Source organism: Rhizobium sp. BT03 (assembly GCF_030053155.1).
Classification (GTDB): domain Bacteria; phylum Pseudomonadota; class Alphaproteobacteria; order Rhizobiales; family Rhizobiaceae; genus Rhizobium.
Genome location: NZ_CP125642.1, coordinates 89935 through 113134, shown reverse-complemented (window position 1 = coordinate 113134; position 23200 = coordinate 89935). Strand labels below are relative to the sequence as shown.

Below are 23200 nucleotides of genomic sequence, written 5' to 3'. Positions count from 1 at the left end.
ACCTGCCGGGTCCGGTGCAACACGTCCCTGTGGCGGCAGGACAGACAGCGAGGAAATGCCATGAATCTTGACGCGATCAACTCCATTGCCGCGACGATCGAAAAGATGAAGCCGGATTATATCGCGCTCAGCGACAGTATCTGGGATTTCGCAGAACTGAAATTCGAGGAGCAGCGCTCGTCGCAATTGCTGGCAAGGACACTCGAGGAAAACGGCTTCGCCGTGCGCCGCGGCGTGGCAAGCATGGAAACGGCCTTCATCGGCGAAGCCGGCAGCGGCAAGCCGGTGATCGCTTTCCTCGGCGAATTCGATGCCCTGGCCGGAATGAGCCAGACCGCCGGCGTCTCCGAGCCTCTTCCCGAGGCGGCGGGAGCGACCGGTCACGGCTGCGGGCACAATCTGCTTGGCGTCGGATCGCTGATGGCGGCGGTTGCGCTTGCCCGCCATCTCAAGGAGAACGACCTGCCCGGAACGGTGCGTTATTACGGCTGCCCGGGAGAGGAGGGCGGTTCCGGCAAGACCTTCATGGTTCGCGCCGGCGCATTCGACGACGTCGATGCCGCCCTGACCTGGCATCCGGCCCCATTCAACGGCGTTCGTTCGACGAACAATCTTGCCGTCCTCGAATATTACTATCGCTTCAGGGGTGTAGCGGCCCATGCGGCCAACAGCGCCCATCTCGGACGTTCGGCGCTCGATGCCGTGGAACTGATGAATGTCGGCGTCAATTTCCTGCGCGAACACATGCCGCAGGATTGTCGCGTTCACTACGCGATCACCGACACCGGCGGCAGGGCCGCCAATGTCGTGCAGGCGAGCGCCGAAGTTCTCTATCTGATCCGAGCGCCCGACATGCCGCAGGCGCTTGCGCTTGCCGGGCGCGTCGAGAAAGTCGCCCGCGGTGCGGCGATGATGACCGAGACCGCGGTCGAAATCGTGTTCGACACCGCCTCGACGAACCTGCTTCCCAACATCACGCTGGAAACGGCAATGCACGAGAACATGGTCGCGCTCGGGCCGATCGCCTTCGACGAGGCCGACATCGCCTTCGCCAGGAAAATCCAGGATACCTTCACGCCGGAAGCGATCGCGAGCAGCCTCCGTCTCTACCAGATCAAGGGAGACGTGTTCTCCAACGCCAAGGTCGATGGCTCGACGCCCTTGCACACCGGTCTGCGCGATTTCGAAGGACAATCGCATTTCCGCGCCGGATCGACCGATGTCGGCGACGTCAGCTGGGTGACGCCGACCGCGCAATGCTGGGCGCCGGCCTGGGCGATCGGCACCAATCCCCATACCTGGCAGGTGGTCGCGCAGGGAAAAAGCCCGGCCGCGCACAAGGCCATGGCGCATGCCGCCAAGACGCTAGCGGCAACCGGTCTCGCATTGCTGTCGTCATCCGACCTCCTGGCAGCCGCAAAGGCCGAGTGGCTGGAAAAGACCAGCGGCAAAGCCTATGTCTGCCCGATCCCCGACAATGTGATGCCCGCAGCGGTTCACAGCCGCTAGCTCCCGCCTTCGTCTACCGGGACAGCGACCCGCATAGTACCCGCTTGCAGCATCCCATGAAAAAGCACTAAGGGTATGGAAGTCGAAGGCGCGGAACTGAGGCATTCACCGCTTTCGAACCTCCAACACGTCGGAAAAGGCAAAGATGACAAGCTCCGAATGGCGGGTGGGAGTGCTGTTTTCCAGAAGCGGAATTAGCGAAGTCACGGAAACAGAGCACTTTCTTGGCACCGCACTTGCGATCGAGGAAGTCAATGCGGCGGGGGGCGTGCTTGGCAAGCCCATCGTTCCGATCGCTTACGATCCAGGCGGGGACCAAACCGCCTATCGCAATCTGGCACGGCGCCTGCTGGCGGACGATGACGTCAACATCATTTTCGGTACCTCGATGTCGGCCAGCCGGAAGGCCGTGCTGCCGATCGTCGAGCGGCACAATGGACTGTTGTTTTATCCGTCGATGTATGAAGGTTTCGAATATTCGGAGAACGTGGTCTATACCGGCGCCACCCTCAATCAGAATACTTTCGCGCTCGCAGAATACCTTCTCCGCCACCATGGACGCCGCATCCTCTTCGTCGGCGCGGATTACATCTATCCGCGCGAATCCAATCGGGTGATGCGGGATGTGCTCGAGGCAAAAGGCGGCGAAGTCGTCAGCGAGCGATACCTTCCTCTTCATGCCGACGAACAAACCTTGCGTTCGGTTATTTCCGATATCGTCCGCCTTCAGCCCGATGCCATTTTCTCGACGATCGTCGGCCGGCCGGCGCAGCGCTTTTACCGCATGTATGCCGAGGCCGGAATCGATCGCAAGAAGGTTCCGATCGCCAGCCTGACCATGGCCGAGAGCGAGATTCGCGAGATCGGAGCCGACGCTTGCACCGGTCATATTCTTTCGGCGACCTATTTCCAGACGGTCGAGAACGAGGCGAATGAGCGCTTCGTGGCGGCGTTCAAAGCCCGCTTTGGCCAGGACTTCACCACGAGCGTATGGTCGCAGCCGGCCTATGCGCAGGTTCACCTTTTCGCCCGCGCGCTTGCCCGGGCCGGCTCGCTCGAGACCCATCGCATTTCCGAGGAAATTCTCCTGGAGGATTTTTCTGCTCCGGAAGGGCGGATCAATTTCGACGCCGATACCCGACATCTCTGGCTGCATCCCCGCATCGGCGTGGCGCGGGCCGACGGGCTTTTCGACATTGCCTGGCAGGCGCCTGGCCCGATCCGGCCGGACCCGTACCTGACCGCTTCGCGGTTCGAAGACGTTTGGTTGGAGGCCTGAGATGGCGGGACCGAGCCGGATCGTTCAGGATCTGCGGCGCGCACGCGTTCTGGTTGTCCATCCGCGCGACGAGGACGGCAACTTGCTGATCGCCCACCTCAAGCGCCTTGGGTGCGAGGTTCGGGCGACGTGGCCGCTCCCGCCTGCCTTGCCGCCCGACATAGACACCGTCTTCCTGCATGTCGAGGATGTTCAGCTCGAGCACGCGCTCGAGATCATCGACCTGCAGCAAACGGCGGTTATCGCCATCCTGACCTATGAGAGCCCGACGGCACTCCAGGCGATCATCGATCTCAACGCTCACGGCGTTATCAGCAAACCGCTGCGGCCGCTTGGGATCCTGACGCAATTTGCGCTTGCACGCTATCGGCAAAGCTACGAAAAACGGCTCGCCGGCAAGGTGCAGAAACTCGAGGAAACGTTGAAAAGCCGGCGGCTTGTGGAAAAGGCCGTTTCGGCGCTGCGGGTCATGAATGGCCTCGATGAAGAGGCGGCCTACAGGCTCTTGCGCGATCAGGCGACGTCGAAGCGCGTTCCGATGGCAACGATTGCCGAGTCGATCATTGCCGCGCAAGACACGATGAAAAGCCTTGGACTGTCGATCGGCGCAAAAACTCAAATTTAAGCCCTGAGTTGTGGCCGCGCAGCTCTTGAAAATATCCAACAGAGCGGCTTGACGGTCGTATTCTTTCGTGCAAGCCTAAAGATAACGAGCAGGTTTGCTCAGCGGCAGGGCTGCCGCTTTTACATCATGGCTATGTAGCCTCTGGTTCACGGATTGATTTCCGTGCCAGAGGTTTTTTGCGTTTGGAGACGAGATTGAACATCAAGACCTCGACCGCACGGGAAGTAACCGTCGCAACCGTCCAGTTCGAACCGATCGTCGGCGATCGTGCCCACAACCTCGCGGCTATCGAGCGGCTGGTGAGGGCAGCGAAGGCCAAGGGCGCGGACATCGTCGTTCTGCCGGAACTGGCCGACAGCGGCTATAGCTTCCGTGACGCCGACGAGGTTGCCGCATTGGCCGGCCCGGTACCCGGCGGCCCGAGTGCCGAGACGCTCCGCCGCCTTGCCGGGGAACTCGGCCTTTACATCGTCAGCGGCGTTGCCGAGCAGGATGGCGACCGGTTTTACAACAGCGCTCTCCTCAGTGGTCCCGACGGATATATCGGCAAATACCGCAAGCTCCATCTGTGGAACAACGAAAACCGTCTTTTCAAAAAAGGTGATCTCGGGCTGCCGGTATTCGACCTGCCCTTCGGCCGCATCGGCATCGCCATCTGCTACGACGGCTGGTTTCCGGAAACATTTCGCGAATTGGCGCTGGCCGGCGCGGAACTGGTCTGCGTGCCCACCAACTGGGTACCGATGGCGGGGGCGAAAAGTGCGGCCGAACCGATGGCGAACATCCTGCACAAGGCCGCCGCCCATACCAATGGTCTTTACATCGCCTGCGCCGACCGGATCGGCGTCGAGCGCGGCCAATCCTTCATCGGCCGCAGCCTTATCGTCGGCCCGCAAGGCTGGCCCATCTCCGGTCCGGCCAGTGCCGATCGCGAGGAAATCCTGCTTGCACAAATCGATCTGTCGAGCGTCACGGAGACCCGCACGCTCAACAGCTTCAATCATCTGCTCGGCGACCGCCGAGCCGATGTCTACGGGTAACATCGACCCATTCAAGAAAGGGGAACAAAAATGCAAATGAAAACCATCATCCTGACACTGGCATCCGCGGCATTCGCCACGGCAGCTTTCGCCGAGGATCCGATCAAGATCGGGGTGCCGGTCGGGCTGTCAGGCGCAAACAGCGTGGTTGCGCCGTCCGTCGTCCAGGCTGCGGAACTCGCCGTCGAAGAAATCAACGCCAAAGGCGGCGTTCTCGGGCGGCCATTGGAACTCGAGATCGCCGACGACGCGTCAGGTGCTGCCGGCGCGCAAAAAGCCTTCGATTCCTTGGTTTTCCAGAAGGAGGTGAACGTCGTCATCTCCATGGAGACGAGCGCTGCGCGCAATGCCGGCCTGCCGATCATTTCCAAGGGTGACGTGCCGTATATCTACACGTCGTTCTACGAAGGCAAATCCTGCAACGCCAAGCTTTTCGTTAATGCCTGGGTGCCTGAACAGCAGGTGCCGCCTGTCGTTGACAATTTCATCGGCAAACAGGGCGCCAAGAAGTTCTTCCTGATCGGTTCGGACTATTCTTTCGGGCGCGGCATGCTCACCTTCGCCAAAGCCTATATCGAAAAAGCCGGCGCGCAGGTCGTTGGCGAGGAATATCTGCCGATGGACGGCAGCGACTGGACGGCCATCATCTCCAAGGTCCGCTCCTCCGGCGCCGACGCCATTATCACCTCGACGGCCGGCGGCGCACCGAACGTGACCCTGACCAAGCAGTTGCGCTCGTCTGGCGTCACCTTGCCTTACGGCAATCTGGCGGTCGACGAAGGCACCGCCAAGAGCATGGGCGCGGATGCCAAGGACATCTTCCTCTCCGCTTCCTACGTTACCGGCATCGACAGCCCCGAGAACAAGGCCTTTCTCTCGGCCATGGATAAGAAGTTCGGCAAGGAACTGCGCACGCCGAACGATCTTTCGGTGCCGCAATATGAAGCGATCTACCTTTACAAGGCAGCCGTCGAGAAGGCCGGCAGCACCGATACGGCTGATGTGCTCAAGGCCCTTCCAGACGTCTCCTTCACCGGTCCGCGCGGCAAGATCTCGATGAACAAGCAGCACCATGCGCCGCTGACGATGTATCTTGGCCAGGTAAAGGACGACGGCAGCGTGGCGGTCGTCGATAGCTTCAAGGACGTCGATCCTGGCGATCAGTGCCCGAATCTCTGAAACCAGCGAGGCGGGGCAGGGTGCCCCGCCTCCAGCATCGGAGTTCAAGAAATGACCCTTTTTCTCGATATCGTCAGCACCGCGGCCATTCTTTTCATCGTCGCCGCCGGGCTGCTTGCGATCTTCGGCGTGCTGAAGATCATCAATTTCGCGCATGGCGCATGGCTGACCATCGGGGCTTACTGCGCTGTCGTCGTCAGCGGGTTCGGCCTCAACCCATGGCTTGCCATTCCCTTCGCCTTCCTGGTCGGAGCGATCCTCGGCGGTGTTGCCGAACGGTTCATCGTACGGCCTCTCTATCGCCGCCCGCTCGACGCCATTCTTGCAACCTGGGGCCTTGGCATCGTCATCGGCCAGTTGATTACGCTCTGGTTCGGCCGCGACGTGCAGTTCACGCCGGCGCTCTTGCCCGGCACCTTCGATCTCTTGGGAACCGGCTACTCGGCCTACCGCCTTTTCGCCATTGCTGCGGCTATCGGTCTGGGTCTCGGCTTCACCTTGCTGCTTGATGGCACAAGGCTTGGTCTTTCCGCCCGGGCAGTTATCATGAATGAAACACTGGCGCGCGGACTCGGTATCGATACCGAAAAGGTGCGGCTCGCGACCTTCATGATCGGCACCGGCCTAGCGGCCCTTGCCGGCGTGCTGCTCGCGCCGCTAACCAGCGTCGATCCCAATATGGGCGTCGCCTGGCTGACGGGCGCCTTCATGCTGGTGATGGTCGCGGGCTCTTCCTTCGCCGCGCTTGCCGGCGCTTGCCTCATCTTCGGGGCCGCCCAGGTGCTCGTCAGCACCTATTTCAGCCCAATCCTCGGCGGCATCACCGTGGCCGTCCTCTGCGCAATCACACTGCGCATACGTCCGAAAGGATTTGCCCGTGCGTGACAGACAAAAACTCCGGATTGTCCTGCTTCTGGCGCTGGCGCTCGCAGCTCTCCTGCTGATCGTCTTCGGACCGTTGTTTCTCGGTCGCTTCAGCCTCAACGTCCTGACACGTTCGATGATCTACGCCATGCTGGCGATCACCGTCGACTTGCTCTGGGGCTATACGGGGGTCCTCACCTTCGGGCAGGCGGCGTTCTTTGGCGTCGGCGCCTATGCCACGGCCATGGTTCTCACGCATATCGGCGCAAGCCCCGGGCTTTTCATCGTCGCTCTTGCCGCCGCCATCTTCGTTCCGCTCCTGCTTGGCCTCGCCGTCGGCTGGCTGTCGTTCTATCACGGATCGACACCGCTCTATGCCACCGTGATCTCGCTCGTGGTGCCGATCGTCGTCACCCAATTCGTCTTTTCCGGCGGCACCTGGACCGGTTCGTCGAGCGGCCTTGTCGGTTACGAAACTCTCCCGCTCGGGCTTCCCGGCTATTTCCGCCTGTCCGGCGCCTGCCTGCTGGTCCTGGCCGCTCTTGCGATCGTTTTTGTCCGCTCGGACGCTGGCCGTCTGCTCATCGCCATCCGCGACAATGAAGCCCGCGTCGCCTATCTCGGCATGAACCCCGCCCGGTTGAAAATCGTCCTGACCGGCGTTCTCGCGGGCGTATGCGGCTTGGCGGGCTTCCTCTATGCCAACGCGTCCGGTGTCGTCGCGCCAGAGAACACCGGTTTCGTTTTCGGAACCGAACTCGTCGTCTGGACGGCGCTCGGTGGCCGGGGAACGATTATCGGACCCTTGTTCGGTGCAATCGGCATCGATTATCTGAGCGCCAGTCTTTCGGGCGATCTGCCTTTCCTGTGGCAACTGATCGTCGGTGCGCTCTTCGTCATCATGATCATCCTTTTGCCGGGCGGCCTAGCCTCGCTTGCGACGCGTTTCCTGCAGTCCGCAAACGCCAGCAGCACTCTGACGTCCTTGCCGACCCGCATCGTCGCCAAGGAGGCTGCCTCGGCAGGCAAAAGCCTTCTGTCGATCCGCGGTCTCGGCAAGTCCTATGGCAGCCTCTCCGTCCTCAAAGGTATCGACCTTGAGATCGGCGCTGGAGAGCTCGTCAGCCTGGTCGGCCCGAACGGCGCCGGCAAGACCACGCTGATGCGTTGTCTGTCGGACGGTACCCAGCAGATCGAAGGTCAAGTGGATATCATCGGCACGAATATCGCCGGTCGTGCACCCGAACGGATCGTCGCGCTCGGCGTCGGCCGCAAATTCCAGGTCGCCAGCATCTTCGACAGCATGACCGTCGGCGAATGCCTGAAGATGGCGCGTCTCAGCTGCGAGGCACCCAACCCGATGCGCTCGGCTACCGAAATCATGCTGCCGGCAGCGGCGGCCGAAATCCTGACGCTGACCGGCATGGCCGATATGCTGGAAAAGCCGGTCTCGCTGCTGTCGCATGGTCAAAGGCAGGCTCTCGAACTGGCGATGGTCGTCGCTCTGGAGCCACGGATCATTCTTCTCGACGAGCCGACCGCGGGTCTTACCAAGACCGAGCGCATGACCATCGGCACCATCCTCAAGAAACTGACGGACCAGATGGGTTTCGCCGCCATCTTGGTCGAACACGATCTGGATTTCGTGCGCGAAATATCGAGCCGCATCGTGGTCCTCCACCAGGGCAAGCTCGTTCTCGATGGCACGGTGAACGACGTGGTCAACTCCGAAACGGTTCGCACCATCTACGCAGGAGGCGCTCATGGCTGACGCGTTCAAACTCAAGCTCAGCGGGGTATCGAGCGGATATGGCGCGGTCGATGTCGTCAACGGCGTGTCGCTCGCCATCCGGCCCGGCGAGATATTCACCCTCATGGGCAAAAACGGCATGGGCAAAACCACGCTGCTGAAGACGATCCTCGGCTTCTTGCGTGTCGGCAAAGGCAAGATCGAGGTCGATGGTGCCCCTATCACCGATAGAAAACCCGCCGAGCTGATCGCTTCCGGCATCGGCTATGCCCCTCAGGAACTGCCGCTGTTTCAGGATCTCTCTATCCGCGACAATCTGCGTCTGGCCCTTAAAGGCGATCGGGATCTGACACCAGCCCTGGAACGGGTCTACGGCTATTTCCCTTTCCTGAACGACCGGCTGGCGCAGAAAGCCGGCACGCTTTCGGGCGGGGAGCAGAAGATGCTGATCCTCGCCCGGGCGCTGATGCTGCAGCCAAAGCTGCTGCTGATCGACGAAATCTCCGAAGGTCTGCAGCCCTCCGTCGTCCAGAACATCGCCAAGGCGTTGAGGGACGACCGCGAGAAACGCGGCACGACCATCCTGCTGGTCGAACAGAACCTGGATTTCGCCCTTTCAGTGGCGGACCGCTGGGCGATTCTTAAACTCGGGGCAATCGAAGACGAAAACCTCAATAGTCCAGAGAGCCGCGGCCGTGTCCTGCAGCATCTGAAGATCTAGGGAGCCGGGGCAAATGCGGGATCGGTGGAATGCATTCATGCCCTATCCGGATGCAGATGTCGTGCACGCGGCCACCGGTCCGCTTTCCCGCTTTCGCCTGGCGGTCAAGGACCTTTTCGATGTTGCCGGATATCCGACCGCGGCCGGTAGTGCCGCGGTGCTCGCGGCCTCCGGCATCAAACCGTTGACGGCGCCCCTGGTCCAGACGCTGCTCGATGCCGGCGCCTGTTTCGTCGGCAAAACCAAAACGGACGAGCTTGCCTATTCCCTGATCGGCGGCAACATCCATTTCGGTATGCCGATCAATCCACGCGATCCCACCCTAATTCCCGGCGGATCGTCGTCGGGCTCAGCCGTCGCGGTCGCCGCTGACCTTGCGGATATCGGCCTCGGAACCGACACATCCGGCTCCATCCGGCTGCCTGCCGCCGTCAATGGCCTCATCGGCTGGCGGCCGACACATGGAAGCCTCGACGACAGGGCACTGCGTCCGTTAGCGCCAAGCTTCGATGTTCCAGGCTTCGTTACGAGAAGGCTGGAAGCAATGGCCGCCGTCATGAGCGCCGTCGGCATGCCCGCGGCTAGTGACCAACTCCCCTCTATTCTCATTGCCGAGGATATTTTCGAAACCATCGACGACAGGGTCGCCGACAAGATGATCGCCGGCCTTCGATCGGCGGCCATGCCTGTCCGCAGGACAGGTGCGATCTCCTCGTTCAGCCTCGCGGATCTTGCTTTGGCGTTCACCACCATCCTCCAAGGTGAGGCCTGGGAATGCAACAAAACGCTCTTTGAGCAGGCCCCGGAGGCCATTGCGCCCGATATTGCCGCGCGCCTTTTGTCAGGATCTCGCCTCGACGACGGGCAAGTGCGCGAGGCGCGTGCGATTGCCAAGCTCTTTTCCGGGGAGATCGACCGATGGCTCGGCGAAAATGTAGTCGTCGCTCTTCCGACCTTGGCCATGAGCGCGCCAACTCGCGATGCCGAACCGGAAAATTTTGCCGCATTTCGTTCCGCTTGTATCAAGCTTCTGTGTCTCTCGGGCCTCAGCGGCTGCCCGCAGCTGGTGTTTCCAATCACCGATTGCGCGGGCAATGTTTCGCTTTCGCTGCTCGGCGCAAGGAGGACCGACAGCATGCTTGTCTATGTGGCCCGACAAGTAGGAGCTGAGTGAACGAGCACGCTTCGGGCGGGGAGGATCGCGCGGTCGGCGATCGCATCGGTCGTGCTCTTCTGGCGCGAGACTGCCGTATAATTTATCCTTGAGCAGCAATTTAGAGCGCTGCGGCCTTTGCACGCCTCAATGAAGGCGCGGCGCTGTCATGGCCTGGTGTCGTCACTGCCTTGCAAGCACGGAGGATGCGATGCTGCTCAAGGGCGAACGGACATTCGTGGTGCGGGATTCGGGAGGCTTCGTCGTGCATGTCAACATGCCGGGGTGGTTGAGGCCGAAGCCGACCGATCACGGCCATGGCCCTCTCGCCATGGTCGTTGAATCCCTGCTTGATCCTGGCCGGCAGATCGCGATGCACGAGCACAGGAACGACGAGATCATTTCCTGGGTGCCTGACGGCGTCATGCGTCACGACGACAGGGCCGACGGCCGGCTGGTGATCGACCGCGACCACCTGATGGTGATGAATGCCGGCGCAAGCTTTTGGCATTCCGAAGAGACGCGGGCATCCGACCCGCCGCTGCGGATGCTGCAGATCCTTATTCGACCTCGCGCAATCGATCTCGACGCAAAGATCCAGCACGGGCGGGTTCCGGCTGCCGCCGTCAATAGCTGGCGACACCTGGTTGGCCCGGAAGGGGAAGGTGCGCCGTTTCATGTCCGCAGCGCGATCGACTTCTTCGATATCCGGCTGGACGCAGGTGCAAGGGTGGAGTTTCCCTACAGGGAAGGCCGAGATCTCTATTTCTACGTCTTTAGCGGATCCGTCGTCGTCGGCGCACAGACGTTTGCCGAAGGCGAGCAGGGGCTGTTTTTATCCGGCGACAGGCTCGAAGCAGAGGCGACGGGTCCGAGCACCCTGGTCGCCTTTCTGCTCGATCCGCACGCGCCGATCACTAGGCAGGGGACGATCGGCGACCACAGGAAGATCCCGCCGGCAATTCTCATCCGTGCATTTCTAAGGTGGAGGAAATTTCGCCATATGTGGTATCGTCTTTTTTCGCAACGCCGCCCGAAGGCCAAAAAGGCGATGTGAAACGAAACAAGACGGAACAAGGATGCCCCTAATGGGTTTCGAACCTTAGCGTTCAATAGGAGGAGCATTATGCCTACGGTTGCCGCGACATCGATCACCCCACCGGATCAGCACCTCGTCACAGCGCGCGAAGCCATCGAGCCGCTTTACGAGAAGCTCGAGCTTCAAACGGAATCGCTGGTGCTGGCTGCGGCACTGGAAGCCGGATGGTCTCCGGATGAGGCGACGAAGGCATTGGCGGCGCTGAGACTGCAGGATGCCCTTTCTACCCTTGACGAACGAACCAGCCTGTAAATTCCGAGAACATCCGCTGTTTCTGGCAACGCCGGCAGCGTTGCTGTCGACTATCGCGAGCCGTGGGTTTTGCGTCGGCTGCGGCTGACCGTCATTCCGCCGATGATCAGAACAATTCCGGTCGCGTTCGCCCAGAACGACGTTGGAACGGCGCTGAGATAATCGAATGCCACCCCGGTGACCATCTGGCCGCCGATGATCAGCAGGGCTGCATTGACCGCGCCGATGCGCGCGATCGCCCAGCTGCCCGCCGCCACGAAGATGACGCCGATCGGACCGCCGAGATAGATATACCAGGGCGCCTCGGCGGCGCCGGCAGGAAGCAGGCCACCGACAAAGAGGCCGAGGCAGGTGAGGACGGCAAAGCCGACGGCATGGTTCCAGAAGGATGCGACCAGGGGCGTGGTGGAGATGCTCAACCGCCCATTGAGCTGACGGCTTAGGCCGACGAGCACGCCGCCGAGGCACGCCAGGAGAATGAAGACCATCATGCTCCACCTCGCCCGAACAGGATGATGAGGGCGCCGCCGGTGACGACCAGGCCGAGCGCGGCGATGTCTCTGATATCCGGGCGCCGCTTCGGCAGACCGAACAGTCCCCAATTGTCGGCCGCCAGGCTGAAAGCGACCTGGCCTGCCAGTCCCAAAGCCAAGGTGCCGGAGAGCCCGAGCGGCGAGTTGACCGCTGTCGAGGTCAAAATGACCGTTGCGGCGCCGGATACCCCGCCGAGATAGGCCCACAAAGGTGCGCGGCCGGTTTTTCCCGCCATCGGTCTGCGTCGGCGGTAGAGCGCCAAAAGAAGAATGACGGCGGCGACCATGCCTGTGCCGTGCGCGGTCCAGGATGAGAACAGCGGATTGCCGTAACGTGCCAGCTCCCCATTCAGATGCACCATGAATGTCAGAAGCCCACCGGTCGCAAAAGCGCCGATGAAATAGATGGGATGCGGATTGCGTGCCGCTTCGATGGTCATTGCAGATCCCGTCAAAGAATCGATTGCGCCCGGTGTTTTTCCGATTGCTACCACAGCCCGCGCCGCATTTCAGGAGCCACAAAAGACGCCGCAGCGTCCTGATCCGGCCGGAGCTTTCAGCTTCGGCATCGGAGTGCTAAACGGCGGCGTTTGCACTTAAAGGAAATATGATGAGAAAATTGCTTCGCCTGCTGCTGGTCATCGCTCTCGCCGTCGTCGTTTTTACCGGTTTCCGCTGGTACCGCTATGTCAGCAACACCGACAGCCCCTATGATGAAATCGGCATCACGCTCAACAATACCATGCCCGGCCCGATCAACAGCTGGGGCTGCGCCAAGCTGAAAACCACCTTTGCCGGTGCCCTGCCGCCTTTGGGCTGCGCTGCCGCCGACGCGACGCAGTGGAAGTAATCCCGCCAGACTGCGCCGACGGCGCAGCCTGAATTGCCTCACAGGGGTTAGTCGACCCCCCAGCTCAGGCATGGGGTCAGATCGGCCAGACGGCCAGCAGGGCCGGCACGCTGACCAGCACGACGATGAGCGAGAGCGGCAGGCCCAATCGCGCATAATCGCCAAATCGATAGCCGCCCGGCGCCATGACCAGCGTGTTGCACTGGTGCCCGATCGGCGTGAGGAAATCGCAGCCGGCGCCGATCGCCACCGCCATCAGAAAGGCGTCGGGCTGATAGCCGAGCTTGGCGGCAAAGGTCGCGGCGATCGGCGCCATGACCAGAACGGTCGCTGCATTGTTCAAAAACGGCGTCACGGCCATGGCCGCAACCAGGATCAATGCCAGAGCGCCGAACGGCGGCAGCATTTCGGCGGTGCGCGACAGCAGGTCGGCGATGATGTCGGTCGTTCCGGTGGTCCTGAGCGAATCGCTGACCGGAATGAGAGCGGCCAGCATGATCAGGATGGGCGCATCGAGATGATGATAGACTTCGCGCAAGGGAACGGATCCGGTCACCACCATCAGAAAGGCGGCGGCGAAAAATGCCGTCGCGACCGGAACGCCGCCGAAGGCCGTCGCCCCCATCGTCGCCAGCAGGATGATGACGGGGATCATGCCGTTGCGGGCGTTGCCGAGCTTCAAATCCCGTTCGACCAGCGGCAGGCAGCCCCATTCGCGCAAGAGATCCGGCAGTTTCTGCAAGTCGCCCTGCAACACCACGACATCGCCGTTGCGGATCTTGATCTCGCCGAGACGCTCGGTGAAGCGCATGTCGCGGCGGCTGACGGCAAGAAGATTGAGGCCAGTATTGTGGAAGAGGGAGACGTCTTTGGCGCTGACGCCGATCAGGCGGGAATGTTCGCCGACGATGGCTTCGACGGAACTGATGTCCCGGCGTGCCTCGGGCTCGTGTTTGCGATCGGACAGTTGAAGCTTGGCTTCACTGACGATCTTGTCGAGGGCGCTCTGCTCCCCCTCGATAATCAGAAGGTCGCCATCCCTAATCACGGTGTCGGGAAGGGGCGTTCGTCTTTGGCCGCCGCCGCCGATGATCGCGGTCACCATCGCATCGCCGCCGGCCGGCTTCTGCAGCCAGCTGATGGACCGCCCGATCGCCTGCGATGGCGTAGTGACCTTGGCCTCGGTCGTGTAGTTCTTGATCGCCACCGCCTCATCCATCGAGCTTTCCAAGCGTGACCGCTCAGGAAGCAGCTTGTAGAACAGCCCCAGAAAGACGACGCCGGCGACCGACAGCGCCAGGCCGACCGGCGTATAGTCGAACATCGTGAACGGCTGCCCGGTAATCTCCTCGCGCACCCGGGAAACGATGATATTCGGGGATGTGCCGATCTGCGTCATAAGCCCTCCGAGCAGCGAGGCGAAAGACATCGGCATCAGGAACATCGACGGTGATACGCGTGATTTCCGGGCCATCTGCACGGCGACCGGGATCATGATCGCCAGCGCACCGATATTTTTGACGAAAGCCGACAGGGCCGCGACGATGGCAACCAAGATGATTAGTTGCATCCGCGGCCCGCGTCTTTCGGGAGAAAATCGGCGCAGCGCCAGATCCATGATCCCGGATCTCGATATCGCCGCACTGACGATCAGCGCGCTGCCGACGATGATGACGATGTCATCTGAAAAACCGGAAAAGGCATTTTTGACAGGGACGATGCCGACGATGATTGCGACGAGAAGGGAACTCACGGCGACGATGTCGTATCGATAACGGCCCCATAGGAACGCGCCCATCATCAGTGCGATGATGAGAAGAGAAAGCCATTGATCCGCGCGCATGTTTGCATCCCCGTGGTGGCAATTAACGTTTGAAGCAGGAGAACGATGCGGCGAGCCGAAGAAATATTTCATCGATCCCGCGTCGCTGCCGGCCAATGCGGCGAGCTTTTCCGCCGTAACCGGCCGGCGGAGCGCTGCGATGGAACTTCCAGCCGCCGGCCGGCATTCCATGCGTGGATGCTGCTTGAGGGAACGACCATGGCCAGTGACAACCTCTCGACATACCGATCGAAGCGCGACTTTAAAAAAACAGCGGAGCCGAGCGGCGAGAAGCAGATCGCCCGCAGCAACCGTCGCCGCTTCGTCATCCAGAAACATGACGCCACCCGGCTGCATTACGATTTGCGGTTGGAGCTCGACGGCGTCTTCAAATCCTGGGCGGTGACCAAGGGCCCGTCTCTCGATCCGCACGACAAGCGGCTGGCCGTCGAGGTCGAGGATCACCCGCTCGACTATGGCGACTTCGAAGGCACGATCCCGAAAGGCCAGTATGGCGGCGGCACGGTGATGTTGTGGGACCGCGGCTATTGGGAGCCCGAGGGAAAGAAGAGCCCGGAGCAGGCGCTTGCCAAGGGTGACTTCAAGTTCACCCTGGAAGGCGAGAGGCTGCACGGCAGCTTCGTGCTGGTGCGCATGCGCAATGACCGCGACGGCGGCAAGCGAACCAACTGGCTGCTGATCAAGCACCACGACGCGTTCTCGGTCGAGGAGGATGGGGCAGCCGTCCTGGAGGAAAACGACACCTCCGTCGCCTCCGGCCGGACGATGGAGGCGATCGCCGCCGGCAAGGGCCGCAAGCCGAAGCCGTTCATGATCAAGGGCGGCGACATCAAGGCGGATGCCGTCTGGGACAGCAATCACGGGCTGGCCGCCGAAGAGCGGAAGGAGGAGGGCCGAGCCGGCCGGGCGCCGAAAACGGCGGCAAGGGCCGACCTGCCGGACTTCATTGCGCCGCAGCTTTGCCAGACGCTGGAGCGGCCGCCGCCCGGCGAGGGCTGGATCCACGAGATCAAGTTCGACGGCTACCGCATCCAGATGCGCATACTCGAGGGCGAGGCGACGCTGAAGACCCGCAAGGGACTCGACTGGACCGGCAAATATCCGGAGATCGCCGAGGCGGCAGCGGCGCTGCCCGACGCCATCATCGACGGCGAGGTCTGCGCCCTCGACGATCATGGCGTGCCGGATTTCGCCGCGCTGCAGGCGGCCATTTCGGAAGGCAGGACCGGCGATCTCGTCTATTTCGCCTTCGATCTTCTTTACGAGGGGGACGAGGACTTGCGATCTCTGCCTGTCGTCGAGCGCAAGGCGCGGCTTCAGAGCTTGCTGTCGGATGCCGGCGAGGACCCTCGGCTCCGTTTCGTCGAGCATTTCGAGACCGGCGGCGATGCAGTGCTTCGCTCCGCCTGCAAACTGTCGCTGGAAGGCATCGTCTCCAAGCAGAGCGATGCACCCTATCAATCCGGCCGCACCGACAGCTGGGCAAAGTCGAAATGCCGCGCCGGCCACGAAGTGGTGATCGGCGCCTATGCCAAGACCAACGGCAGATTCCGATCGCTGCTGGTCGGCGTCTACCGCGGCGACCACTTCGTCTATGTCGGCCGCGTCGGCACGGGATATGGCGCGAAGAAAGTCGAAACGCTGCTTCCGAAGCTGCAGGCGCTCGAGGCGGCGAAATCGCCCTTCACCGGCATCGGCGCGCCGAAGAAAGAAGCCGGGGTTACCTGGCTGAAGCCCAAGCTGGTGGCGGAAATCGAGTTCGCCGGCTGGACCGCCGACGGCATCGTCCGCCAGGCGGCCTTCAAGGGCCTGCGCGAGGACAAGCCGGCGAGAGACGTCAAGGCCGAACGGCCGGCCAAACCCGCGGAGACCGAGATGCCGGAGCCGGCGGCCGAAAAGGCCAGGCCCGCCCGCCGAAAGGGCGCCAAAGCCGAGGTCATGGGCGTGATGATCTCCAATCCGGACAAACCGCTATGGCCGGATGCCAATGACGGCAGACCGGTGACCAAGGAAGAGCTCGCCCACTACTACGAAGCCGTCGGCGGCTGGATGATCGCACATATCGAGGGGCGCCCCTGTTCGATCATCCGCGCGCCCGATGGGCTCGGCGGCGAGCAGTTCTTCCAGCGCCATGCGATGCCCGGCACCTCGAACCTTCTCGAACTGGTCAAGGTCTTCGGCGACAAAAAACCCTATCTGCAGATCGACCGGGTCGAGGGACTGGCCGCCGTCGCGCAGATCGGCGCCGTAGAGCTGCACCCCTGGAACTGTCAACCGCATAGACCGGAGGTGCCCGGCCGGCTCGTCTTCGACCTCGACCCCGGCCCCGACGTGCCGTTCTCCACCGTCGTTGCCGCCGCCCGCGAAATGCGCGACCGTCTCGACGCGCTGGGTCTCGTCAGTTTCTGCAAGACGACCGGCGGCAAGGGCCTGCACGTCGTCACGCCGCTTGCGATCAACAAGCGCAAGCCGCTGTCCTGGGCTGAGGCGAAGAGCTTCGCCCACGACGTCTGCCAGCAGATGGCGCGCGACAATCCCGATCTCTATCTGATCAAGATGACCAAGAGCCTGAGGAACGGCCGCATCTTCCTCGATTACCTCCGCAATGACCGGATGGCGACGGCTGTGGCACCTCTGTCGCCCCGCGCCCGGCCGGGCGCCACCGTCTCGATGCCGCTGACCTGGAGCCAGGTCAAAGCGGATCTCGATCCGAAACGCTTCACCATCCGCACCGTGCCGGCGCTGCTGCCGAAATCGTCGGCCTGGCAGGATTACAGCGATGGCCAGCGGCCGCTGGAGCCGGCGATCAAACGCCTCGGCAAGGCCTCCAGCGCGGCCTGAACACCACCAACAACGGTCCACCCATGGCCAGCTGTTTTTGTCGGGATGCATTTTCTCCGCCTGCCGATATTGCCCTTCGTAAAACCGCTCCAAATTACAGCGGAGTGGATTGCCGACATCAAGCGTTTGACATTCCTTTTTTCCTGAGGTCTAGTGGCCCACTTACCGGACCAGTAGACCTCAGGGGGAGGGCATGGCGATGGATGTGCGAGCCATGCTCGAGGAGGTTGCGACGCTTGGGGGGGCGCCGAAGAAGTCGATGAAAGACTTCGTCGTCCAGAAAATTGCGACCTTTATCGCCACCGGCATCCTCAAGACGGGCGATCCGCTGCCCAGCGAACGTGAGCTGGCTGCCGCGCTCTCTGTCAGCCGCGAGACCGTCCGTGGCGCGATCCTCATCCTGTCCACGCATGGAATTCTTTCGGTTGCGCAAGGGACGCGCACGGTGGTGGCATCTGAGGATGTCGGCGAGTTGGCTGTCCAGGCGGCGCGCTATCGCGACATTGCGGCCTACAGTCTCGACAATGTTCATGAGGCGCGGCTGCTGATCGAAGCGCAGGTCGTCAGGGCCGCCGCGGTCAAGATGGAGGCATCAACACTTGATTATCTCCGCAAGTCGATCGCAGCCCAGGAAGCCGCCTGTGACGATCCCGTCCGATTTTTGATCTGCGACCGGGAGTTTCACACCGCCATCTACCGGTCCAGCGGCAATGCTGTTCTGGCCGATATGGCGGCCGATCTTTATTCCTATCTTCTGAGCCACCGCCGGCGCGTCATATCGCAGCCTGGCACGATCGCCACGAGCATCGCCGATCACCGGCTGATCCTCGCCGGCCTGGAGACGCGGGATCCGGATGCCGCATGCGCGGCCTTCGCGATCCATGAAACCCGCATTTATACGACAACCAAGCTGCTCCTCGCCTAATTCGCAGGCAAAGAGCGGCAGAGACGAGACATCGAAGACAGGGGGAATAGGATGCATATTCTCATTATCGGGGCGGCCGGAATGATCGGCCGGAAGCTCGCCGCCAGCTTGGCGCGCAGCGGCTCCCTCGGCGCTCGAACGATCACCCGCATGACGCTTGTGGATATTGCGCCGCCGCCGGTGCCATCAAGTGTCGTTGCCTCGGTCGAAGCGCTGGCGGCCGACATTTCCGAAGGCGATGCCGCGCAAGCCCTGGCGGCTCGCCGGGCCGACGTGATCTTCCATCTCGCCGCGATCGTTTCCGGCGAGGCCGAGCGCAATTTCGACCTCGGCTACCGGGTCAATCTCGATGGCACGCGATTGCTGTTGGAAGCGATCCGTCATGAGGGAAGCCGGCAAGCCTATGTTCCCCGACTCGTCTTCTCCTCCTCGATCGCGGTCTACGGCGCGCCGTTTCCCGATCCGATCCCCGACGATTACGTCCAGGCACCGCTCACCAGCTACGGCGTGCAGAAGGCGATATCCGAACTCCTGCTGGCCGACTATTCGCGCCGCGGCTTCGTCGACGGCGTGGGAATTCGATTGCCGACCATCGTGATCCGGCCGGGTGCCCCGAACGCCGCCGCATCGGGCTTCTTTTCCGGAATCCTACGGGAGCCGCTGGCGGGCCAGCGAGCTGTTCTTCCCGTTGAGGAAACGGTCAAGCACTGGCTGGCAAGCCCGCGTTCCGCCGTCAAATTTCTGATCCACGCCGCAACGCTGGACACATCGTCGCTGGGCGCGCGGCGCACGCTGACCATGCCCGGCGTTGCCGCCACCGTTGCCGATCAGATCGCTGCTCTGCGCCGGGCTGCCGGTCCCGAGGCGGTCGACCTGATCGATCGCCGCCGCGACGAGGTCATCGAAGGGATCGTCGCCGGATGGCCGAAATCCTTTGCGCCTGAACGCGCGACGCAACTGGGTTTCACAGCCGAAACCAGCGTCGACGAGCTGATCGAGGTCTACCTCGCCGAAGACGCTCCGGCAGCGTCCCGAGGAGATTGAGGAGAGGGGGAGGAGATCCCGCCCGGGCACCCCCACAGATGCGGGATTGCGGCCGCTAAAAGACTTGGGAGAGATGACAGCCGCCGGCAAGACTGAGTGAGATACGAAGACATAAGCATGTAGCGCTCGATTTCTGGGAGGAGTGAGTATGGCAGGCGTTCAATTCGCGGATGTGCGGAAATCGTTCGGTGTGCATCCTGTCATCAAGGGGGTGGACATCGACATTGCCGACGGGGAATTCGTCATCCTCGTCGGCCCGTCGGGCTGCGGCAAGTCGACCCTTCTGCGGATGCTGGCCGGGCTCGAGAACATTTCCGGCGGCGAGATCAAGATCGGCGGGCGCGTGGTCAACACGCTGCCGCCGAAGGACCGGGACATCGCCATGGTGTTTCAGAATTATGCGCTCTATCCGCATATGACGGTCGAGCAGAACATGGGCTTCTCGCTGATGCTCAACAAGGCGCCGAAAGCGGAGGCCGAAAAGCGGGTGAAATATGCCGCCGGCATCCTCGGCCTCGACAAATTGCTCGACCGCTATCCGCGCCAGCTTTCCGGCGGCCAGCGCCAGCGCGTCGCCATGGGCCGGGCGATCGTGCGCGATCCGGAAGTTTTCCTGTTCGACGAGCCGCTCTCCAACCTCGATGCCAAGCTGCGCGTCGCCATGCGCGCCGAGATCAAGGAGCTGCACCAGCGCCTGAAAACCACCACGGTTTACGTCACGCACGACCAGATCGAGGCGATGACCATGGCCGACAAGATCGTCGTCATGCATGACGGCATCGTCGAGCAGATCGGATCGCCGCTCGAGCTCTACGACAAGCCGGCCAATCTCTTCGTCGGCGGCTTCATCGGCTCGCCGGCGATGAACATGATCAAGGGCAGGCTCGACCCGGAAGACGCCCGCCAGTTCGTCGCCGCCAACGGCACGCGGCTGCCCGTCGCCAATCCGCCGGCAAGTGCGGTGGGCCGTGAACTCGTCTATGGGCTGCGGCCCGAATATATCTCGCTCGATCCGAACGGCGTGCCGGCCGAGATCGTGGTGATCGAACCCACCGGCTATGAGACCCATCTGACCGTTCGCCTCGGCGGCAGCGATGTCAGCTGCGTATTCCGGGAGCGCGTCAATGCTCGCCCGGGCGAGGCGATCCGCGTCGCGATCGACGCTTCGCACGTCCACCTCTTCGATGCCGAAGGCGGACAGAGATTGACCGACTGATGCCATCCGGCAGCGCGGGAGGGGAGGAGCCTTCCCCGCCGCCGGAGCGCAAGCATTCCGTGGGCGCTTCCGCTCCGGGGATGCCAGGCCGCCGTCCACCCAAGCGGGAGATGGACGCCGGAGAATTGCTCCCGCTGTTTCAATGAGGAGGAATCTCATGACGATCAAGAGACGTGAATTTCTTGCTGCATCGGCAGCCGTTGCCGGCGCTGCCGGCTTCGGCATCAAGCCATCTTTTGCGCAGGCCGAGCCGACCTACACGCCGGAAAGCGGCGCAAGCCTTCGCCTGCTGCGCTGGACGCCCTTCGTCAAAGGCGACGAGGAGGCCTGGATTGCCAACACCAAGAAATTCACCGAGGCGACCGGCGTCGAAGTGCGCATCGACAAGGAAAGCTGGGAAGACATCCGCCCGAAGGCTGCCGTTGCCGCCAATGTCGGCTCCGGCCCGGATCTCATCATGTGCTGGTTCGACGACGCCCACCAATATCCGGACAAGCTGGTCGATCTCACCGAACTCGGCAACTATCTCGGCAACAAGTATGAGGGCTGGTACGACGGCGTGAAGGGCTATGCGACGCGCGGCGACACCTTCATCGCCATGCCGCTGACGGCGATCGGCAATGCCGTCGTCTATCGCGATAGCCATGTGAAGGCCGCCGGTTTCAACGAATTCCCCAACGATACCGCGGGCTTCCTCGAGCTTTGCAAGGCGATGAAGGCAAAGGGCACACCCGCCGGCTTCCCGCACGGCAAGGCCGTCGGCGACGGCAACAACTACGCCCATTGGCTGCTCTGGAGCCACAACGGCAAGATGGTCGACGAAAGCGGCAAGGTAACGATCAACAGCCCCGAGACGCTCGCTTCGATCAACTATGCCAAGGAGCTCTACGCGACCTTCATTCCGGGCACGGAGAGCTGGCAGGACGTCAACAACAACCGCGCCTTCCTCGCCGGACAGGTCTCGCTGATCGCCAACGGCGTCTCGGTCTATTACACCGCCAAGAACGACCCGAAGCTCGCCGAGATCGCCAAGGACATCCGCACCACGAACTTCCCGATCGGCCCGGTCGGCAAGAGCGTCGAGCTTTGCCAGACGAGCTCGCTGCTTCTGTTCAAGCACACAAAATATCCTGAGGCGGCCAAGGCCTACATCAAGTTCATGATGGAAGCCGACCAGATGAATGCCTGGATCCAGGGCTCCAGCGCCTATTGCTGCCAGCCGCTCAAGGCCTTCGCCAAGAACCCGGTCTGGACCGCCGATCCGGTCCACGCGCCCTATGCGCGCGCCTCGGAAAAACTGCGCCCGAACGGTTATGCCGGCCCGCTCGGCTATGCCTCGGCAGCAACCATGGCCGATTATGTTCTGGTCGACATGTATGCCGCGGCCGTCACCGGCCAGATGTCGCCTGAGGATGCGATGAAGGAAGCTGAACGCCGGGCAAACCGCTACTACCGCGTCTGAGCCGCTTCAAACACGCGGCGTGCCGGCCTTCGGCATGCCGCAAACTCCTCCGGGAGTCCACGCGATCTGGAGATAAGCAATGTCGATGGCAAATTCGGGGAATGGACGCGGGCCGGTCTCTTCGCTCCTGCAGAACAATAATGTGCTCGGCTTCCTGTTCATGCTGCCGGCGGCGGTGTTCCTTGTCTGCTTTCTCACCTATCCGCTGGGGCTCGGCGTCTGGCTCGGCTTCACCGATACCAGGATCGGCCGCGACGGCATCTTCATCGGGCTGGAGAACTACCAGTTCCTGATGGAGGACTCGGTCTTCTGGCTGTCGGTCTTCAACACCATCCTCTATACATTCGTCGCCTCGGTGCTGAAATTCGCGCTCGGCCTCTGGCTGGCGATGCTGCTTAACCAGCATCTGCCCTACAAATCCTTCTTCCGGGCGATCGTCCTGCTGCCCTGGGTGGTGCCGACGGTGCTTTCGGCGCTGGCCTTCTGGTGGATCTACGACTCCCAGTTCTCGATCATCTCCTGGTCGCTGATGAAGCTGGGGCTGATCAGCGGGCCGATCAACTTCCTCGGCGATCCGATCAATGCCCGCATATCCGTCATCATCGCCAATGTCTGGCGCGGCATTCCCTTCGTGGCGATCTCGCTGCTTGCGGGGCTGCAGACGATCCCGGCATCGCTGCAGGAGGCAGCCTCCCTCGACGGCGCCACCAGCTGGCAGCGTTTCCGCTATGTGACGCTGCCGATGCTGACGCCGATCATCGCCGTCGTGATGACTTTCTCGGTGCTTTTCACCTTTACCGATTTCCAGCTCATCTACGTGCTGACCAAGGGCGGCCCCGTCAATGCCACGCATCTGATGGCGACGCTCTCCTTCCAGCGCGGCATTCCCGGCGGCCAGCTGGGCGAGGGTGCGGCCATCGCCGTCGCCATGGTGCCCTTCCTGCTCGGCGCGATCATGTTCAGCTTCTTCGGCCTGCAACGGCGCAAATGGCAGCAGGGCGGCCAGGATTAGGAG

General features: G+C 62.1%; 21 protein-coding genes. 18 read left to right on the top strand and 3 right to left on the bottom strand.

Annotated features, from left to right (window positions below):
- Positions 1 to 60 precede the first annotated feature (60 nt).
- The 11 genes from QMO80_RS25325 (at position 61) to QMO80_RS25275 (ending at position 11471) form a co-directional block, all read left to right on the top strand.
- Positions 61 to 1509: a M20 family metallopeptidase gene (locus tag QMO80_RS25325; protein ID WP_283201087.1), complete on the top strand. Its 1449-nt coding sequence runs from the start codon at positions 61 to 63 to the stop codon at positions 1507 to 1509.
- Between the two features lie 145 nt (positions 1510 to 1654).
- On the top strand, positions 1655 to 2788 hold the full coding sequence (locus tag QMO80_RS25320) for a transporter substrate-binding domain-containing protein (RefSeq protein ID WP_283201086.1): 1134 nt from the start codon (positions 1655 to 1657) through the stop codon (positions 2786 to 2788).
- A 1-nt stretch (position 2789) separates the two neighbouring features.
- Positions 2790 to 3413 (top strand): ANTAR domain-containing response regulator, encoded by a 624-nt coding sequence (locus tag QMO80_RS25315; protein ID WP_283201085.1) that lies wholly within the window; start codon positions 2790 to 2792, stop codon positions 3411 to 3413.
- Positions 3414 to 3607: 194 nt separating this feature from the next.
- Positions 3608 to 4453, top strand: coding sequence for a nitrilase family protein (locus tag QMO80_RS25310; RefSeq protein ID WP_283201084.1), 846 nt, complete (start codon positions 3608 to 3610; stop codon positions 4451 to 4453).
- Between the two features lie 30 nt (positions 4454 to 4483).
- On the top strand, positions 4484 to 5632 hold the full coding sequence (locus QMO80_RS25305; protein ID WP_283201083.1) for a substrate-binding protein: 1149 nt from the start codon (positions 4484 to 4486) through the stop codon (positions 5630 to 5632).
- A gap of 51 nt (positions 5633 to 5683) precedes the next feature.
- Complete coding sequence (locus QMO80_RS25300) at positions 5684 to 6517, top strand: branched-chain amino acid ABC transporter permease (RefSeq protein WP_283201082.1); 834 nt, start codon at positions 5684 to 5686, stop codon at positions 6515 to 6517.
- Positions 6510 to 8267 carry an ATP-binding cassette domain-containing protein gene (locus tag QMO80_RS25295; RefSeq protein ID WP_283201081.1) on the top strand — a complete coding sequence of 586 codons (1758 nt, stop codon included), beginning with the start codon at positions 6510 to 6512 and terminating at the stop codon, positions 8265 to 8267. The genes QMO80_RS25300 and QMO80_RS25295 overlap by 8 nt, the downstream gene beginning before the upstream one ends.
- On the top strand, positions 8260 to 8967 hold the full coding sequence (locus QMO80_RS25290; RefSeq protein WP_283201080.1) for an ABC transporter ATP-binding protein: 708 nt from the start codon (positions 8260 to 8262) through the stop codon (positions 8965 to 8967). The genes QMO80_RS25295 and QMO80_RS25290 overlap by 8 nt, the downstream gene beginning before the upstream one ends.
- 13 nt (positions 8968 to 8980) lie before the next feature.
- Entirely contained in the window at positions 8981 to 10141 is a 1161-nt protein-coding gene (locus tag QMO80_RS25285; protein ID WP_283201079.1) for an amidase family protein, read from the top strand.
- 190 nt (positions 10142 to 10331) lie between these two features.
- Positions 10332 to 11177: a pirin family protein gene (locus tag QMO80_RS25280; RefSeq protein WP_283201078.1), complete on the top strand. Its 846-nt coding sequence runs from the start codon at positions 10332 to 10334 to the stop codon at positions 11175 to 11177.
- 69 nt (positions 11178 to 11246) lie between these two features.
- The gene (locus QMO80_RS25275; RefSeq protein WP_064843557.1) at positions 11247 to 11471 is read left to right on the top strand and encodes a hypothetical protein; all 225 of its coding nucleotides are present in this window, start codon (positions 11247 to 11249) and stop codon (positions 11469 to 11471) included.
- A gap of 50 nt (positions 11472 to 11521) precedes the next feature.
- Here the strand turns inward: QMO80_RS25275 and QMO80_RS25270 are convergent, their stop codons facing one another.
- On the bottom strand, positions 11522 to 11962 hold the full coding sequence (locus QMO80_RS25270; protein WP_283201077.1) for a DMT family transporter: 441 nt from the start codon (positions 11960 to 11962) through the stop codon (positions 11522 to 11524).
- Entirely contained in the window at positions 11959 to 12444 is a 486-nt protein-coding gene (locus QMO80_RS25265; RefSeq protein ID WP_283201076.1) for a DMT family transporter, read from the bottom strand. Before QMO80_RS25265 ends, QMO80_RS25270 begins: the two co-directional genes overlap by 4 nt.
- A gap of 170 nt (positions 12445 to 12614) precedes the next feature.
- On the opposite strand from QMO80_RS25265, the gene QMO80_RS25260 reads away from it, so the two are divergent.
- Positions 12615 to 12854 (top strand): hypothetical protein, encoded by a 240-nt coding sequence (locus tag QMO80_RS25260; RefSeq protein ID WP_369685950.1) that lies wholly within the window; start codon positions 12615 to 12617, stop codon positions 12852 to 12854.
- 76 nt (positions 12855 to 12930) lie between these two features.
- Here QMO80_RS25260 and QMO80_RS25255 read toward each other — a convergent pair whose 3' ends face one another.
- Complete coding sequence (locus QMO80_RS25255) at positions 12931 to 14697, bottom strand: SLC13 family permease (RefSeq protein ID WP_283201074.1); 1767 nt, start codon at positions 14695 to 14697, stop codon at positions 12931 to 12933.
- Between the two features lie 198 nt (positions 14698 to 14895).
- On the opposite strand from QMO80_RS25255, the gene ligD reads away from it, so the two are divergent.
- The 6 genes from ligD (at position 14896) to QMO80_RS25225 (ending at position 23197) form a co-directional block, all read left to right on the top strand.
- Positions 14896 to 17538: a DNA ligase D gene (ligD, locus tag QMO80_RS25250; RefSeq protein ID WP_283201073.1), complete on the top strand. Its 2643-nt coding sequence runs from the start codon at positions 14896 to 14898 to the stop codon at positions 17536 to 17538.
- Positions 17539 to 17737: 199 nt separating this feature from the next.
- On the top strand, positions 17738 to 18463 hold the full coding sequence (locus tag QMO80_RS25245; RefSeq protein WP_283201219.1) for a FadR/GntR family transcriptional regulator: 726 nt from the start codon (positions 17738 to 17740) through the stop codon (positions 18461 to 18463).
- Positions 18464 to 18514: 51 nt separating this feature from the next.
- Positions 18515 to 19507: a D-erythronate dehydrogenase gene (denD, locus tag QMO80_RS25240; RefSeq protein WP_283201072.1), complete on the top strand. Its 993-nt coding sequence runs from the start codon at positions 18515 to 18517 to the stop codon at positions 19505 to 19507.
- Positions 19508 to 19655: 148 nt separating this feature from the next.
- On the top strand, positions 19656 to 20723 hold the full coding sequence (locus QMO80_RS25235; RefSeq protein WP_097629033.1) for an ABC transporter ATP-binding protein: 1068 nt from the start codon (positions 19656 to 19658) through the stop codon (positions 20721 to 20723).
- Between the two features lie 157 nt (positions 20724 to 20880).
- Complete coding sequence (locus tag QMO80_RS25230; protein ID WP_283201071.1) at positions 20881 to 22185, top strand: ABC transporter substrate-binding protein; 1305 nt, start codon at positions 20881 to 20883, stop codon at positions 22183 to 22185.
- A gap of 79 nt (positions 22186 to 22264) precedes the next feature.
- A complete protein-coding gene (locus QMO80_RS25225; protein ID WP_283201070.1) occupies positions 22265 to 23197 on the top strand; it encodes a carbohydrate ABC transporter permease in 933 nt (310 codons plus the stop codon).
- Positions 23198 to 23200: the final 3 nt, after the last annotated feature.

Bases quoted from the DNA above. Each gene is read 5' to 3' on its own strand.
- QMO80_RS25290 (WP_283201080.1), top strand. From the start codon at position 8,260: ATGGCTGACGCGTTCAAACTCAAGCTCAGCGGGGTATCGAGCGGATAT.
- QMO80_RS25230 (WP_283201071.1), top strand. From the start codon at position 20,881: ATGACGATCAAGAGACGTGAATTTCTTGCTGCATCGGCAGCCGTTGCC.
- ligD (WP_283201073.1), top strand. From the start codon at position 14,896: ATGGCCAGTGACAACCTCTCGACATACCGATCGAAGCGCGACTTTAAA.
- QMO80_RS25325 (WP_283201087.1), top strand. From the start codon at position 61: ATGAATCTTGACGCGATCAACTCCATTGCCGCGACGATCGAAAAGATG.
- QMO80_RS25265 (WP_283201076.1), bottom strand. From the start codon at position 12,444: ATGACCATCGAAGCGGCACGCAATCCGCATCCCATCTATTTCATCGGC.
- QMO80_RS25255 (WP_283201074.1), bottom strand. From the start codon at position 14,697: ATGCGCGCGGATCAATGGCTTTCTCTTCTCATCATCGCACTGATGATG.
- QMO80_RS25260 (WP_369685950.1), top strand. From the start codon at position 12,615: ATGAGAAAATTGCTTCGCCTGCTGCTGGTCATCGCTCTCGCCGTCGTC.
- denD (WP_283201072.1), top strand. From the start codon at position 18,515: ATGCATATTCTCATTATCGGGGCGGCCGGAATGATCGGCCGGAAGCTC.
- QMO80_RS25275 (WP_064843557.1), top strand. From the start codon at position 11,247: ATGCCTACGGTTGCCGCGACATCGATCACCCCACCGGATCAGCACCTC.
- QMO80_RS25315 (WP_283201085.1), top strand. From the start codon at position 2,790: ATGGCGGGACCGAGCCGGATCGTTCAGGATCTGCGGCGCGCACGCGTT.
- QMO80_RS25285 (WP_283201079.1), top strand. From the start codon at position 8,981: ATGCGGGATCGGTGGAATGCATTCATGCCCTATCCGGATGCAGATGTC.
- QMO80_RS25320 (WP_283201086.1), top strand. From the start codon at position 1,655: ATGACAAGCTCCGAATGGCGGGTGGGAGTGCTGTTTTCCAGAAGCGGA.
- QMO80_RS25305 (WP_283201083.1), top strand. From the start codon at position 4,484: ATGCAAATGAAAACCATCATCCTGACACTGGCATCCGCGGCATTCGCC.
- QMO80_RS25300 (WP_283201082.1), top strand. From the start codon at position 5,684: ATGACCCTTTTTCTCGATATCGTCAGCACCGCGGCCATTCTTTTCATC.
- QMO80_RS25235 (WP_097629033.1), top strand. From the start codon at position 19,656: ATGGCAGGCGTTCAATTCGCGGATGTGCGGAAATCGTTCGGTGTGCAT.
- QMO80_RS25270 (WP_283201077.1), bottom strand. From the start codon at position 11,962: ATGATGGTCTTCATTCTCCTGGCGTGCCTCGGCGGCGTGCTCGTCGGC.
- QMO80_RS25245 (WP_283201219.1), top strand. From the start codon at position 17,738: ATGGATGTGCGAGCCATGCTCGAGGAGGTTGCGACGCTTGGGGGGGCG.
- QMO80_RS25280 (WP_283201078.1), top strand. From the start codon at position 10,332: ATGCTGCTCAAGGGCGAACGGACATTCGTGGTGCGGGATTCGGGAGGC.
- QMO80_RS25225 (WP_283201070.1), top strand. From the start codon at position 22,265: ATGTCGATGGCAAATTCGGGGAATGGACGCGGGCCGGTCTCTTCGCTC.